This is a genomic window from Kitasatospora sp. NPDC058046 (genome assembly GCF_042885595.1).
Lineage (GTDB): Bacteria > Actinomycetota > Actinomycetes > Streptomycetales > Streptomycetaceae > Kitasatospora.
Genome location: NZ_JBHVRS010000033.1, coordinates 39484 through 53234 on the forward strand (window position 1 = coordinate 39484; position 13751 = coordinate 53234).

Annotated in this window: 10 protein-coding genes and 1 tRNA gene; 9 read left to right on the forward strand and 2 right to left on the reverse strand. The window is 72.8% G+C overall.

What is annotated here, in order from left to right; translation table 11 throughout:
* Positions 1 to 113 precede the first annotated feature (113 nt).
* Entirely contained in the window at positions 114 to 932 is an 819-nt protein-coding gene (locus ACFVU7_RS40700; protein ID WP_388051253.1) for a hypothetical protein, read from the reverse strand.
* 281 nt (positions 933 to 1213) lie between these two features.
* Positions 1214 to 2068 (reverse strand): hypothetical protein, encoded by an 855-nt coding sequence (locus tag ACFVU7_RS40705; RefSeq protein ID WP_074004696.1) that lies wholly within the window; start codon positions 2066 to 2068, stop codon positions 1214 to 1216.
* Between the two features lie 591 nt (positions 2069 to 2659).
* On the opposite strand from ACFVU7_RS40705, the gene ACFVU7_RS40710 reads away from it, so the two are divergent.
* The 9 genes from ACFVU7_RS40710 (at position 2660) to ACFVU7_RS40750 (ending at position 13708) form a co-directional block, all read left to right on the forward strand.
* On the forward strand, positions 2660 to 3484 hold the full coding sequence (locus ACFVU7_RS40710) for a transglycosylase family protein (protein WP_388051256.1): 825 nt from the start codon (positions 2660 to 2662) through the stop codon (positions 3482 to 3484).
* 376 nt (positions 3485 to 3860) lie between these two features.
* Entirely contained in the window at positions 3861 to 4550 is a 690-nt protein-coding gene (locus ACFVU7_RS40715) for an alpha-ketoglutarate-dependent dioxygenase AlkB family protein (RefSeq protein ID WP_388051338.1), read from the forward strand.
* Between the two features lie 187 nt (positions 4551 to 4737).
* On the forward strand, positions 4738 to 5607 hold the full coding sequence (locus ACFVU7_RS40720; protein WP_049658849.1) for an acyl-CoA thioesterase II: 870 nt from the start codon (positions 4738 to 4740) through the stop codon (positions 5605 to 5607).
* Between the two features lie 179 nt (positions 5608 to 5786).
* The gene (locus ACFVU7_RS40725) at positions 5787 to 6578 is read left to right on the forward strand and encodes a DUF1684 domain-containing protein (RefSeq protein WP_049658848.1); all 792 of its coding nucleotides are present in this window, start codon (positions 5787 to 5789) and stop codon (positions 6576 to 6578) included.
* Between the two features lie 127 nt (positions 6579 to 6705).
* A complete protein-coding gene (locus ACFVU7_RS40730; RefSeq protein ID WP_388051260.1) occupies positions 6706 to 8049 on the forward strand; it encodes an MFS transporter in 1344 nt (447 codons plus the stop codon).
* A gap of 137 nt (positions 8050 to 8186) precedes the next feature.
* Positions 8187 to 8260: transfer RNA gene (locus ACFVU7_RS40735), tRNA-Pro, on the forward strand.
* A gap of 495 nt (positions 8261 to 8755) precedes the next feature.
* On the forward strand, positions 8756 to 10039 hold the full coding sequence (locus ACFVU7_RS40740; protein WP_388051263.1) for a hypothetical protein: 1284 nt from the start codon (positions 8756 to 8758) through the stop codon (positions 10037 to 10039).
* A 103-nt stretch (positions 10040 to 10142) separates the two neighbouring features.
* Complete coding sequence (locus tag ACFVU7_RS40745; RefSeq protein ID WP_388051266.1) at positions 10143 to 12047, forward strand: hypothetical protein; 1905 nt, start codon at positions 10143 to 10145, stop codon at positions 12045 to 12047.
* Positions 12044 to 13708 carry a UvrD-helicase domain-containing protein gene (locus tag ACFVU7_RS40750; protein ID WP_388051269.1) on the forward strand — a complete coding sequence of 555 codons (1665 nt, stop codon included), beginning with the start codon at positions 12044 to 12046 and terminating at the stop codon, positions 13706 to 13708. The genes ACFVU7_RS40745 and ACFVU7_RS40750 overlap by 4 nt, the downstream gene beginning before the upstream one ends.
* The last annotated feature ends 43 nt before the right edge of the window (positions 13709 to 13751 follow it).

Here is a 13751-nt window from a genome sequence, read left to right on the forward strand (position 1 = left end):
CGGTCGGTCCGCCGACCGACGGCCGGAGGGCCTCGCCACGGTGGTGGCGGGGCCCTCCGGCGTGTCCGGGGTGGGTTTCCCGGTCGGGGCCGGTCCGGGGTGCGGGCCGGGTGTCAGCGGTGGTCGACGGTGGGGCCCGGGGGGAGGGAGAGCATCTGGCGGTGGCGGCCGCCGCTGGACGGCGCGGGGGCGAGACCGGTGGCCGTACCCATCACCGGGGAGGGCGCGGGCGGCGCCGGCGGTGCGGGCGCGGGCACCGGCATCGGGTGCGGAGCCGCGCCCAGGTAGCCGGCCGCGACCCAGCCCTGACCGTCGGTGAACTGGGCGGTGGGGACGGCGGGTTGGTCCTGGACGGGGGCCGGGGCGGCGGGGCCGAGGTTGTCGCCGGTGGGGGACTCGGGGTGGTGGCCGTGGTGGTGGCCGGTGCTGTGGGTGCCGGGGTGGGCGCTGCTGGTGTGACGGCCGGTGCGGCTTCCGGCGTGCGTGCCGGGGTGGCCTCCGCCGGTGTGGTTGCCGGTGTGGGAGTTGCTGTGGGGAGTGGCGTGGGCGCCGGTGTGGCCCCCGCTGTGGCTGTGCTGCTGGCCGCCGGTGGGGCCGGAGCCGTGGTGCTGGGAGCCCGGCATGAACTGGGGGAGGCCCGGCGTCTGGCCCGGGAGGGTGTGGAAGGTCTGCTGCTGGGGCGGGTACGGGCGCTGCTCGCCGTGCAGCGGGTAGCTGTCGCGGACCGCGAAGCCGGTGAACTTCAGGTCCTCCTCGTTCGAGCGGTCACCGGGCAGGGCGCGGAAGAGGCGCCGGTACTCGGAGTACAGCTCGTCGTAGATCGGCGTCGCGGAGTGCGGGTGCTCGGCGTCGTACGAGGGGCGCATGCCCGGGATCGAGCGCGAGGCGCTGGCGGACCGGCCGGGGGACGCGGAGACGTCGTAGCTGTACACGTAGGGGCCAACGAGCGAGAGGGGCGGGGGATGCGGGCCCTGGGGGCGGGGGTGCGCCTACACGCCGGAGTGCGCAACGGGTGCGCGCGCCGGGCGGGGTGTGGGCACGCCGGGGCGGACGCGGGCACGGCGGAGTGGAGCGGGGAGCGCAGGGCGCGGGCGGGGTGCGGCGGGGTGTTCCCGGGCATGGCGCGCGGCGGGGTGTCGCGGGCGTGCGCCCGCCGGACGGCTGCCGTGGGGGTGGGAGGCGGCCGTCCGGCGGGTCGGGGCGCGGAGCCGGATCAGGTGCCGGCGAGCGGGAGGGAGGCGGCGACCACCTGGCCCAGCGCCACCGCCCGTTCCAGCGCCTGGCGCAGCAGGTCCTCGCGGGGCTGCCGGCCGACCATGCCGGCCGGCACGGCGTACATCGTCACCTCGGAGAGCTGGCTCGCGGCCATCCGCCAGGCGTCGGTGACCTGGAGCGGCTGGTGCGCCTGCCACCAGCCGGTGCTGCCGCCGGCCGCGGCGGGCTGGAGGATCGCGTGCAGCTTGCCCATCGCGACCAGGACGGACCAGCCGGGCAGCTGGTCCGGGGTCTCGTCGAGGTCGGTGACGGGCTGGAAGCCGGCGTCCTGGAGCAGGTCGAGGAACTCGTCCTCGCCCGAGGTGCTGCCGGGGCGGCCGACCGGTCCGGTCGGCTCGACCACCAGCGAGGCGTGCCCGACCTTGCCGTGCAGGACCAGCCCGCAGGTGATGCCGAGGATGGCGGCCTGGCCGGGGGCGGCCGGCTGGGTCGGGGCCGGGCCGACGGGCGCGGCCGGGGCCGGCGCGGGGGCGCTCGGCACGGCGGCGGGGACGGCGAGGTCCGGGCCGCCGGGCTGGGTCTGGCTGATGCTGCGGACGGCGCCCGCCAGCTGCTCCTCGGAGACCGGGACGACCTGGGAGGGGATGCAGCGGGCGTGCGCGAAGGCGAGGACGGCGGTCTCGTCGCCGACGAACAGCACGGTGCTGGTGGGCTCCACGTGCGTGTCGCCGGGGGTCCGGCAGGAGGTGCACTCGTAGCCGTCGGGGGCGCGGTCGCCACCTAGCAGGCGGTCGGCTTCGTCGTCGCCGATCTCGGACCGGACCTCGTCGCTGACGTCGAGCATGCGCGGCACAGGGTCTCCTCGGATGGGTGTGGATGGGGTGCTGGGGCGGACACGGAGAGGTCGCCATGCCCAACGGGCCCTTGTGTCAGGCGTCACGGGTGCCCCTGGAGGCTGACGTGAATTGCCTCGGATCCGACCGCACCGCGTGTTCTCGTGGTCGCAATCTGTCGATGTCGGTGCCGGGACTGCCGGAATCAAACAGTGAGGTGAGTCACGGAGTCCGGATGTTTGATCTAGGAATCGACGGTTAAAGCGGACAATTCGGGCATGATTGCATGGTCGTTACCGCCGGTAACCCTTGGCTGAGCTGGGCAGACCGTCGAAGTTTTGGATTCCCCGTTGATCGGCTCGTAGCTTCTTGGACGGCGCAACGAGCGCCACCCGGGTTCACCCCCGACGCACAGCCCCCCGGTCCGCCGGGCGTGGCAGGTGCCCGCCGACGCGATCGCTCGAACACGTCGTCGGCGAGCGGCTGGGTGGCCGGGGCGGCAAGCGGCACGTCCGACACGTGCCCGGCCGCCCGACGGACGCAGCGAGTGATCACGGCCCTTCCCGGGGTCTGGTTCCGCATGCCCGCCCGGGGCTGTCGAGAGGAACCTCATGACCTTCCGTAACGAGACCGCCGCTGCCACCACCTCCACCGCCACCAAGCGCAACCGCGTTCGGATGGCTGTCGTGGCGGGCGCCGCTGTCGCGGCCCTGCCGGTGGCCGGCCTCGTCACGGCCACCTCGGCCTCCGCCGCCTCCGTCTCCACCTGGGACGCCGTCGCCCAGTGCGAGAGCGGCGGCAACTGGGCCATCAACACCGGCAACGGTTTCTACGGCGGTCTGCAGTTCACCTCCAGCACCTGGGCCGCGTTCGGTGGCACCGCCTACGCGTCGCAGGCCAACCAGGCCACCAAGGCGCAGCAGATCGCCGTCGCGGAGAAGGTCCTCGCCTCGCAGGGCCCGGGCGCCTGGCCCGTCTGCTCCGTCAAGGCCGGCCTGACCAAGGGCGGCGCCCCGGCCGCCGTCGACACCTCGGCGGGCTCCGCCGCCGGCTCGACCGCCGCCAAGCCGGCGCAGACCCCGAAGCCCGCCGCCAAGCCGGCCGAGGCCCCGAAGGCCGCGCCCAAGGCCCAGGCCGCGCCGAAGGCTCAGGCCGCGCCGAAGGCCGACGCCCAGAAGTCCGCGCCGAAGGCTGCCGCCCCGAAGGCCGACGCCCAGAAGTCCGCGCCGAAGGCCGACCAGGGCGCCAAGTCCTGGAACCGCTCGAACGACGCCAAGCCGGCCGCCAAGGGCGACTACACCGTCAAGGCCGGTGACACCCTGAGCTCCATCGCCGCCGCGCAGGGCCTGGACTGGCACGACCTGTACCAGAACAACGCCAAGGTCATCGGTGGCAACCCGGACCTGATCTTCCCGGGCCAGACCCTCAGCATCTGAGGTCTCCCCAGCTGAGGCCTCCTCGAGCACGTGAGGCCCCGTGCGCGGCCGGCGTCGGCTGCCCGGGGCTCACCGTGCCGGTGCCCGACCGGGTGCCGATGTGCCGATCTGTTCATGCGCCGATCTGTCGGTGCGTCGGCTGTCGGTGCGTCGACGTACGGATGTGCGTACCGATGTGCACGGCTTTCACGGCCGCTTCTCCGCCGCGCGGGTTCCTCCGCCGGCCGGGGGAGCGGCCGTCGGCGTTCCCGCGGGCGGGAGTCGGGGTCGCGCGGGGGTGCGCCCGCCGTCGGCGGCGGCCGGGCTGGGCGCGGGGCTGGGCCCGAGTGGGCGCGGGTCGGCCCAGGCGGGCGCGGTGCGGGAGGATGGTGGGGTGATCCAGGGCGAGCTGTTCGGTGATCCGGGTGGGTCCCCGGCCGCGCGCGAGCGCTCCGAGCCGGCCCCCGGCGCCGTCCTGCTGCCCGGCTGGCTGGACCTCGACGCGCAGCGGCGCCTGGTCACCGCCTGTCGGGAGTGGGCCCGCCCGCCGGCCGGTCTGCACGCCGTGCGGATGCCCACCGGCGGGATGATGTCGGTCCGGATGGTGAGCCTCGGCCTGCACTGGTACCCGTATGGGTACCGGGAGGTCGCCGAGGACGGCGCGCCCGTCAAGCCGTTCCCGCGGCTGCTCGGGGACCTGGCGCGCAGGGCCGTCGCCGAGGCGTACGGGGCCGCGCTGGGGGAGGTCGCGGGGGCGGCGTCGTACGCGCCGGACATCGCGATCGTCAACCACTACGCGCACGGCGCGAAGATGGGCCTCCACCAGGACCGCGACGAGCGGGCGGACGCGCCGGTGGTCTCGCTCTCGCTGGGCGACGGCTGCGTCTTCCGGCTCGGGAACACCGAGACCAGGACCCGGCCGTGGACGGACCTGGAGCTGCGCAGCGGCGACCTGCTGGTGTTCGGCGGCCCGGCCCGGTTCGCGTACCACGGGGTGGTGCGGACGCTGCCGGGGATGGCCGATCCGGCGCTGGGGCTGCTCGGGCGGCTCAACATCACGGTGCGGGAGTCGGGGCTGGGGGCGTAGCCGGAGGTCGTGCGGCCGGTGGGGGCCTCCTGGCCGACCGGGCCGTCCCGTCCGTCACCTGCTCGTCGGCTCGCCTACTCGTTCGAGTGAACTGGGCGTTCCGGACCGCTGCGCGGGAATGACCCGGGTCGCCAAAGGATTCGATTGAGCTGGAGAATTGTTCGGAGTCCGGAGAGGAAACGTGCCCATGGGTACCCCCGTCGACGACCTTGTCGATCTGCTCGACCTTGAGCAGATCGAACTCAACATCTTCCGTGGGCGCAGCCCCGAGGAGGCGCTGCAACGGACGTTCGGCGGCCAGGTCGCCGGGCAGGCGCTGGTCGCGGCGGGGCGCACGGTGGACGACGAGCGCCCCGTCCACTCGCTGCACGCCTACTTCCTGCGCCCCGGGGTCCCCGGCGTGCCGATCGTCTACCAGGTCGACCGGATCCGTGACGGCCGGTCCTTCACCACCCGCCGGGTGCTCGGCATCCAGGGCGGCCGGTCGATCTTCGCCCTCACCGCCGACTTCCACAGACCCGAGGAGGCCGGCATCGAGCACCAGTACCCGATGCCGCCCGTCGCCGCCCCCGAGGAGCTGCCCAGTGCCCTGGACGAGGTCGGCTCCCGGCTCGGCGAGCTGCCCCCGTTCATCAGCCGCCGCCAGCCCTTCGACATCCGCTACGTCGACCGGCTGCGCTGGACGAAGGAGGAGCTGGAGGGCGTCGAGGCGCGCAGCGGCGTCTGGCTGCGCACCAACGGCCCGCTGCCGGACGACCCGCTGATCCACGTCTGCGCCCTCACCTACGCCAGCGACATGACGCTGCTGGACGCCGTCCGCGCCCCGGTCGAGCCGCTGTGGGGCGAGCGGAGCTTCGACATGGCCTCGCTCGACCACGCGATGTGGTTCCACCAGCCGTTCCGGGCGGACGACTGGCTGCTGTACCAGCAGGAGTCCCCGATCGCGCACGGCGCGCGCGGCCTGGCCCGCGGGCAGATCTTCGACCGGCACGGCCGGCTGGTGGTGTCCGTGGTGCAGGAGGGGCTGTTCCGTCCGCTGAAGCGCCGTGAGGGGTAGGTGTGTGGCCGGAGTGGTGCCCCGTGTTGTGCCCGGTGTCGGCGCGTTGCCGCCGTGTTGCGGTTTCGGCGACATCGGGCCGACGGGAATGATCCGTCCGCGCGGACGGTGTTGTGGATGACGGAGGACGGGCGGCCCGAACGGCGGGCCGTCCACGGACCGACCGGGAGGGTGGACCGATGACGGAGACGGCCGCGGAGGACTGGAAGCACTGGAGTGACGGCCGGGCGGCGTCGGTGAGCGCGCAGCACGGCCAGCTCGCACTCACCGGCACGCACTGGCTGGAGCCCGAGCCCGCCGAGATCCCCGGCCTGCCCGGGCGCTGGTGGGCCGACGCCGAGGGCGTCCGGGTCCGGGCGGCGGCGTCCGACGGCATCACGGTCGACGGCGCCGACGCGCCAGTGGACGGCGAGGCGTTGCTGCGCCCGGACAGCGACCCGGCCGCCGACACCGCCGTTCTGGGAGACCTGCTGCTCGTCCCGATCGAGCGCGAGGGCGAGCTGGCCCTGCGGGTCTTCGACCCGGCCGCACCCCGCCGGACGGCGTTCGCGGGCATCTCCGCCTTCCCGTACGCGCCCGAGTGGGCCGTGCCCGCCGTCTTCACCCCGTTCGAGGACGACGACGCCCGGTCGGTCGTCGTCCCGAACGCCGACGGCCGGGAGCGCCCGCTGGCCGTCTCCGGGCAGATCGCCTTCACGGTGGCGGGCGAGCACCGCACCCTGACCGTCAGCCGGTCGGGCGATCGGCTCAGCGGCGTGATCGCGGACACGACCAGCGGCATCGACACCTACCGCTTCCGCTTCATCACCCTGCCCGCGCCCGACGCCGAGGGCCGCACCGTCCTCGACCTCAACCGGGCCTACCTGCCGCCGTGCGCCTTCTCGGACCACTTCATCTGCCCGTTCCCGCCGCCGGGCAACCGGCTGGACTTCGCGGTGGAGGCGGGGGAGAGGCAGGTGCTGAGCCGGTAGCGGGGGCCTCGCGGGTGGGGCCGGGGCGTCGCGGGCAGGGGCGGGGCTTTCGCTGGGGCGGCCCCGGTGCGGGGCCGTCCGGGGGCGGAGCGGAGCATGAGGGACTATGTCGAACAATCAACATTCCATGCCGTCCCCCGCGCCCGGCCCGTCCCCCGCATCCTCCGCCGCTGATCCCGAACCCGAACCGGAACCCGGACCGGGGGACGGACCCGGGCCGGAGGCAACCGCCGGCTCACCCTGGTACCGGCGGGCCTTCGCCGACCTCAGCCCGCTGCGCGACCACCCCGACTACCGCCGAGTCTGGGCCGGGCAGGCCGTCTCCTCCATAGGCCAGCAGATGACGGCCGTCGCCGTCTCCGTCCAGGTCTACGACCTGACCGGCTCCGCCTTCGCGACCGGCCTGGTCGGCATCTTCTCCCTCGTCCCGCTGGTCGCCTTCGGCCTCTACGGCGGCGCGATCGCCGACACCGTCGACCGGCGCCGGCTGGGCCTGCTCGGCTCGGCCGGTCTGGCGGTCGTCTCCGCCGCCCTGGCCGCGCAGGCGCTGGCCGGCCTCGGCCTGGTCGCCGTCCTGTACGCCGCCGTCGCCGTCCAGGCCGGCTTCTTCGCGATCAGCTCGCCCGCCCGCTCCGCGATGATCCCCCGCCTGGTGCCCAGCCACCAGCTCCCGGCGGCGAACGCCCTGAACACCGTCAGCATGAACCTCGGCCTCACCGTCGGCCCGATGCTCGGCGGCGTCCTCATCGGCGCCTACGGATCCCAGGCCGCCTACCTGGTCGACACCGTCGCCTTCACCGGCACCCTCTACGCGATGTGGCGCCTGCCCGCCATGCGGCCGCTCGGCGAGCGCAAGGGCCGCGCCTCCGTCCTCGACGGCCTCCGCTTCCTGCGCGAGCAGCCCAACCTGCGCACCAGCTTCCTCGCCGACCTGGCCGCGATGGTCTTCGGCATGCCGCGCGCCCTCTTCCCGGCCATCGCGGTCACCTTCTACGGCGGCGACGCCGGCACCGTCGGCCTGCTGGTCTCCGCCCCGGCCGTCGGCGCCCTGATCGGCGCGCTCTTCTCCGGCTGGGTCGGCCGCGTCCACCGCCAGGGCGTCGCCGTCCTCGCCGCCGTCGCCGCCTGGGGCCTGGCCATCGCGGCCTTCGGCGCCCTCCACAACCTCTGGCTCGGCCTCCTGCTGCTCGCGGTCGCGGGCTGCGCCGACACCGTCAGCATGATCTTCCGCAACACGATGATGCAGGTCGCGGCCCCGGACGAGATGCGCGGCCGCCTCCAGGGGATCTTCATCGTGGTCGTCGCCGGCGGCCCCCGCCTCGGCGACTTCGAGTCCGGCACCGTCGCCGCCCTCACCAACCCCGCCACCTCCGTGATCACCGGCGGCCTCGCCTGCGTCGCCGCCGTCCTCCTCCTCGCCGCCCGCCGCCCCGCCTTCCTCACCTACGACGCCCGCCACCCCACCCCCTGACCCACCCCACCCCCCGAACCTGGCAGCGAGCACCCCCCGACGTGCTGTATTGTTTTCCACGTCGCCGGGACAACCGGAGACAAGGTCGAGAAGCCCACAGCAGAGCCCCCCAGGCCCCGCTGCAGGCACCGAGACCACGGGACGTGGCGCAGCTTGGTAGCGCACTTGACTGGGGGTCAAGGGGTCGCAGGTTCAAATCCTGTCGTCCCGACATTGTGTCGGAAGGCCGTTGGCCGGGAGGAATCCCAGGTCAACGGCCTTTTGTATGACGCCCCGTCAGGGGAGCGAGTCACCTGCGAACATCCCTAAACGATCTTGTCGGGGACCAGCTGGGGACCGGCGCCCTCCAGGCGGGTCCTGAGGAGCTGCTCCCGGGGGCCGCAGGCCGAAGGCCCAGTCGTCCCCTCCCGGCCACAATGGCCGCTGGGAAAGCCGTATGGACACCCTCCCCGGAACATTCCCGTGGTGATTCCGCGAGCGCGCCCCATGACACCAGACGCGCGCGGGAAGCGGATTCCCTCCGGGCCGCGGAAGGAATCCGACCGGGGGCCAGAGGGGGGCCTGCCTGCCCTTTCCCGTTCCGGAACGCATGCCCGTCGGCCGAAATCAGCCTCACCGGCGCGCCTCTGCGCGGTTGTTCGCTCTCCACAAGCGGGCGGCACCGGCGGGCCGTCGGGCTGTCGTAGGCCGGCCGTAGGCTTCGCACATGAGTACGGTGCACGCCAGGGTCTGGCGCTTCGCGGTCGAGAAGGGGCCCGACGGGCCGGAGGCGGTCCGGGCCGTCGAGGTCGGCCAGGGGCCGATCCCGGTGGCGCTGGCTGCGCTCGTCAACATCAATGCCCTGGCCTGCGACCTGCGCCGCACCGTCGACCAGCGCGTGCGCAACCACGAGATCAGCCTCCTGACCAGCTACTTGCGCGGGGATACCGGACCGGGGCCGCTCGGCGTCGACTGCGATGCCCTCGACTCCAGCTCCGGCCACATCCGACGCTTCATCAGCGAGTGCACCGGGCTCGGCGTCATGAGCGCCGCCAGCGAGACCCTGTTCGACTGGAAGTCCGGCACGGACGGGCTCAGCAGCTTCGACGTCCTGCCCGACAAGCTCGTGGGCACCTACGCCAGGACAGGCGTCCGCCCGGACCTGCTCTACGACCTCGCCGCCGGCCCGCTCGCTGGCGAGGCGCGCGGCCGGCGCCGGGATGCCAAGCAGATGCTCCCGGCGGTCAAGGGGACCGCGCAGCAGAAGGAACGCTTGCAGAAGCTCGCCACCTGGTCCGTGAAGCACGGCGACCACGACTACTTCATGAGCTGGGTGTGGCTCGGAACAGGCGGCGTCTACGTCGACATCTTCCTGCCCGAGGACTCCCCGGCCACGGCCGGCCTGAAGACCGGGTGGATCGAGGAGCCCGGCAGCCAGCAGCCCTGGCACTTCCGTGTTCCGCGCCCCGAACCCCGCCGGCGGAACGCGACCGATCCGGAGCGCGGCCCCGGGCAGACCTTCGTCGTGGACGAACCGGCCACCGACTCCCCGGGCATGACGATGGCTGACGACCCGGTGCCGACCGGGACCACTCATGACATGGTCCGCGTCGATGGCCCGCTCTCCCCCTTGGAGCAGTTCGAGGCGGATTTCCCCGACCCGGCAGCCAGCGCGGGCGGGACAAGGGCTGACCGTGCCCAGCGGATGGTCGAGGCGGCGATGGACCGCGCCTTCAGCCGAGACGAGGCCCCGCTGGGTGCGCTCGAAGGCGTGCCGGTGCGCGGGACCTGGCTCAGGGCGGACGCCGTCGGGCCCGCACGCCACGAGGTAATGGTCGGAGTCCTTGGCGAGCGTGTCCCCGTAGACCTCCGGGCCCAGCGCAGGCGTCTTGAGGCAGGGATGGGCACCCGGCTGGACCTGTTCCTCGAAGGTCGCCTGCTGACGCTCGTGCACCCGGTCGGCGAACCGCGCCCCAGCTGGGGCCGCATCGCCGAGGAGGCCCTCGGCTAAGCCGGGTCGGCCCGTACAGGCAGATCGACCCCGAACGTCCGTTCTGGCACCTCGTGCGTTAAATGCGATGCCAGGGTGGGCCGTTGTCCGCGATGATGGCGTGGTGCGAGTTACCCGCCTGCTGATCTCGAACTTCCGGGGCTGGAAGTCCCTCGACTTGCGTCCGCGTGACCACGTCGTGCTGGCGGGAGTCCCCCGCGCCGGCCGCAGCGACATCGTCGAGGCGCTGGCCCGCGTGCTTGACCCGGACGCCGCGCAGAGCCCCCGCCTTTCCGACCTCCATCAGGAGCCTCCCGCTGCGCAGACGGACGCCCCGCTGGACGACGAGATGGTGCTCCCGGCCGACAGCAGCCCCGGCGTAGTGCTCTGGCAGACCGAGCCGTTCGTCCGGGCTGACTTCGCGGAGGTCGAGGTCACGCTGACCGACCTCGACCCAGCCATCGAGCAGCTCGTCGACGGCCACCTCCAGCCGCTGGAGCCGTCCGGAGCCGCGGCTGAGAGCGACGACGCCGACCCCACCGCGCCCCAGTGCGTGCGCATCGCCTACCGCCTCAGCTACGACACCGAGGCCGAGACGTGGGAGAGCGCGGTCTACTATCCGGACCGCAGCAACCCAGAGACCGGACAGTACATCCGGGTGCCGGCCGCCGTCCGCCGAGAACTCCCGGTCATCACCCTCAATGCCGGGGTACCACTCCAGCTGCGTGCTGGCGGAAACCTGCGGCGGTACATCGAGGAGCGCGACGCCAAGGCTGCCACCGCAGCCTTCGAGGTCCTCCGCGACGCGGTCGGCGACGCGGTGGCCGCCCTATCAGCGGACCCCGCCATCACGGAAGCGGTCGACGCCGTGCTGGCGGTCGGCGGCACCGGCACCCGCCTCGGTGACACCCCGATCGCCGCCACGGACGTCGGCTTCCTCGCGGAGGACGGCTCGGTCGCGGCTCTCCTGCGTACCCTCCGGGCCTCGCTTCGGCTGGACACCGCCGGGCCGCTGGCGCTGGCCAACCACGGCAGCACCGTCACCGCGATCCTCTCCATGGCCGAAGCGATGCTCCTCGCGAACGTCCCCGGCGCGATCGTGCTCGCCGACGACTTCGGCGACCAGCTCGACGCCGCAACCGCCGAGCACCTCGCCTCGCTCATCCGCAACCGCTCCGGCCAGACCTGGCTGTCCACCCGCCGGCCCGACGTGGCGCGCGCGTTCGAGCCCACTGAGGTCGTCCGCCTCGTGCGCCACAACGGCGCCCGTACTCACCACCAGCTTCCGCAGGTCAACGACCGCAAGGAACTGATCGCCCACCGCCAGCTCCACACGCAACTGCTCCCCGCGATCACCGCGCCGGCCGTCGCGGTCACCGAAGGTCCGCACGATGTCGCGGTGCTCGCCGCCGCCAATCGCCGGTACCCGCCGGCCAAGCTGCCGCTGTCCGCGTGCGGTGTCCGCCTCGTCGCGGCGGGAACGGGAGGAGACGGCGGTATCGATCAAGTTCCGCGGATCGCCGACCTTGCCAAGCAGCTCGGCTTCCGCGTCGTCGGGGTGATCGACCGGGACAAGCCGGGGCCGCAGACCGACGCCCAGGTGGCCAAGGTGCAGCAGGCGTGCGACGCAGTGATCAGGCTGCCGGAGAAGACCGCCATCGAACGCGCGATGACGGCCGGCATCGCCTTCCCGCAGCTGACTGCGGCCAGTTCAGTCCTCACAGCCTTCGGCGAGACCGATCCCCTGGCCGGCGGAGCGACCGAGGGTACTGTCACGAAGCTCTGCGACCGTCTCCACAAGAAGGGCCTTCACGAGCCGTTCCTGGATGCCCTCTACCAGGAACTGCAGCCGGGACCGGCGGATTCGGAGGAGAATGCAGCTGAGGACGACGACGAGCAGCCCGTGGTCCATCCGCCTCTTCTGGAGGCGGTTTTGGACGCTATCGCCCGTGCGGCGGCCCCCGCCTACAGCGGCCCTGCCATGATCGACCTGCCGGACGTTCCCCGACCGACCGGGGGCACGGCGTGACCTACGAAGCGCAGGGAGCGCAGCGCGACGTCATCGACAGCACCGCGCCGGTGCTCGTGGTCCTCGGCGGAGCGGGGACGGGAAAGACCACCACCGCCGTTGCCGCCGCCCGCCGCCACCTCGACGGAGCGGACGAGAAGCTTGCACTCCGGCGCCAGGCCGCTCAGCGATCCGGGCGGCGGACGAAGCTGCCCGCCCCCGAGCGGGCCCTCTTCCTCTCCTTCTCCCGCACCGCGGTCGCCCAGATCCTGGACCGCTCCTCCCGGGTGATCGGCCCCTGGGCGCCGCGCCTGGAGCTAGCGACCTTCCACGGCTTCGCCTGGCGCATCATCACCAGTTTCGGCCAGTACCACGGCTACCCCGCACCCCAGACGGTGCTGAGCGAGGCACAACGCCTCTTCGGTGCCTCCGCATCCGGATCCGGGCTCACCTACGACCAACTGCTCCCGGCCGCGAACCGGTTGCTGGCACTGGAAAAGGTCCAGGACCACTACAGCAGTCGGTACGGGCTCGTGATCTGCGACGAGTTCCAGGACACCGACGATCAAGAGTGGCAGTTCCTCCAGCGCATCGCACCGGCCGCACGCCGCATCCTCCTAGGCGACGCCAACCAGTGCATCTACGCCGGATTCAAGAAGATCGACGCCGATGCCCGGATCGCCACCGCCATGCTCCTGCCCGGCGCCGAGAAGATCCCGTTGCTGCCGCTCAGCTACCGCGACCCCAGCGGCACACTCCCGGCCGCCGCCGAAGCCGCCCTGCGGCGGGACTTCGCGCACCCCGCCATCCGCACCGCCGCTGACGCCGGCAGGATCTCCGTCACTGACTACACCACCGGGCACGGACACCCCGAGGTCATCGACCTCGTCCGGACAGCCCGGAAGGACGGCCACACGGTCGCGATCTTCACCCACACCAACCAGGCCACGTTCAGCCTCTCCGACGCGCTTCGCGTCGAGGGCATGACCCACGAACTCGTCGGCCTCACTGAGGCATACGGCGAAGCCCTCGCCGCCCAGCTCGCCCTGCTCAAGTTCGCCCTGAACCTCCCGAACTCCAACGTCCTGCGCGCGCTCGCCATCTACGTCCAGGCCACTGAGCGCAAGGGCAACAAGTTCCGCGTTCCGCTCGCCAACCAGATGCTCGACCCATCGACCAACCTCGTTCTGCGGAACGCGCTGAGGCGGCTGGCCCGCGACCTGCAGGAAGCAGTGAGAGACGGGGAACGTCCTGACATCACGCGGCTCGCTGAGGTGATCACGAGCGCCTACAGCACGGTCGGAGCCTCCCGTGGGCAGGAGACCTGGCTCCAGGCTGCCCGCCAAACCCGTTTTGCCCTAAGCAAGTTGGCCGACGGAACAGACGTCGTAGCGGTTGAGCAAGAGATGCTCCGGGCCCGTGACGACGCCCTTGTCGGCACGGTCACGGCCCGGCGCGCTCCCATCCAGGTCATGAACCTCCACCAGACCAAGGGCCGCGAAGCCGACACCACGATCCTCCTGCTTGGTAGCGACGAGTACCACGGCTCCGAACGCGAGCCCTTCCCCACCGGCTCCAAGTTGCTGTACGTCGTGATGACCCGGGCCAGGAAGACCGCACACCTCGTGGTGCCCGACCTGGCCCACCCGCTCTGGAGGCCGCTGGTGGCCGCCCTCCGATGAACGACCGGGCTTTCCGGAGTGGCACCCGGCCGGCCGATGGCGG

What these genes read in the sequence shown, in the direction of transcription:
- ACFVU7_RS40710 (WP_388051256.1), top strand. Translation starts at nt 2,660, where the DNA reads ATGACCTTCCGTAACGAGACCGCCGCTGCCACCACCTCCACCGCCACC.
- ACFVU7_RS40720 (WP_049658849.1), top strand. Translation starts at nt 4,738, where the DNA reads ATGGGTACCCCCGTCGACGACCTTGTCGATCTGCTCGACCTTGAGCAG.
- ACFVU7_RS40725 (WP_049658848.1), top strand. Translation starts at nt 5,787, where the DNA reads ATGACGGAGACGGCCGCGGAGGACTGGAAGCACTGGAGTGACGGCCGG.
- ACFVU7_RS40730 (WP_388051260.1), top strand. Translation starts at nt 6,706, where the DNA reads ATGCCGTCCCCCGCGCCCGGCCCGTCCCCCGCATCCTCCGCCGCTGAT.
- ACFVU7_RS40740 (WP_388051263.1), top strand. Translation starts at nt 8,756, where the DNA reads ATGAGTACGGTGCACGCCAGGGTCTGGCGCTTCGCGGTCGAGAAGGGG.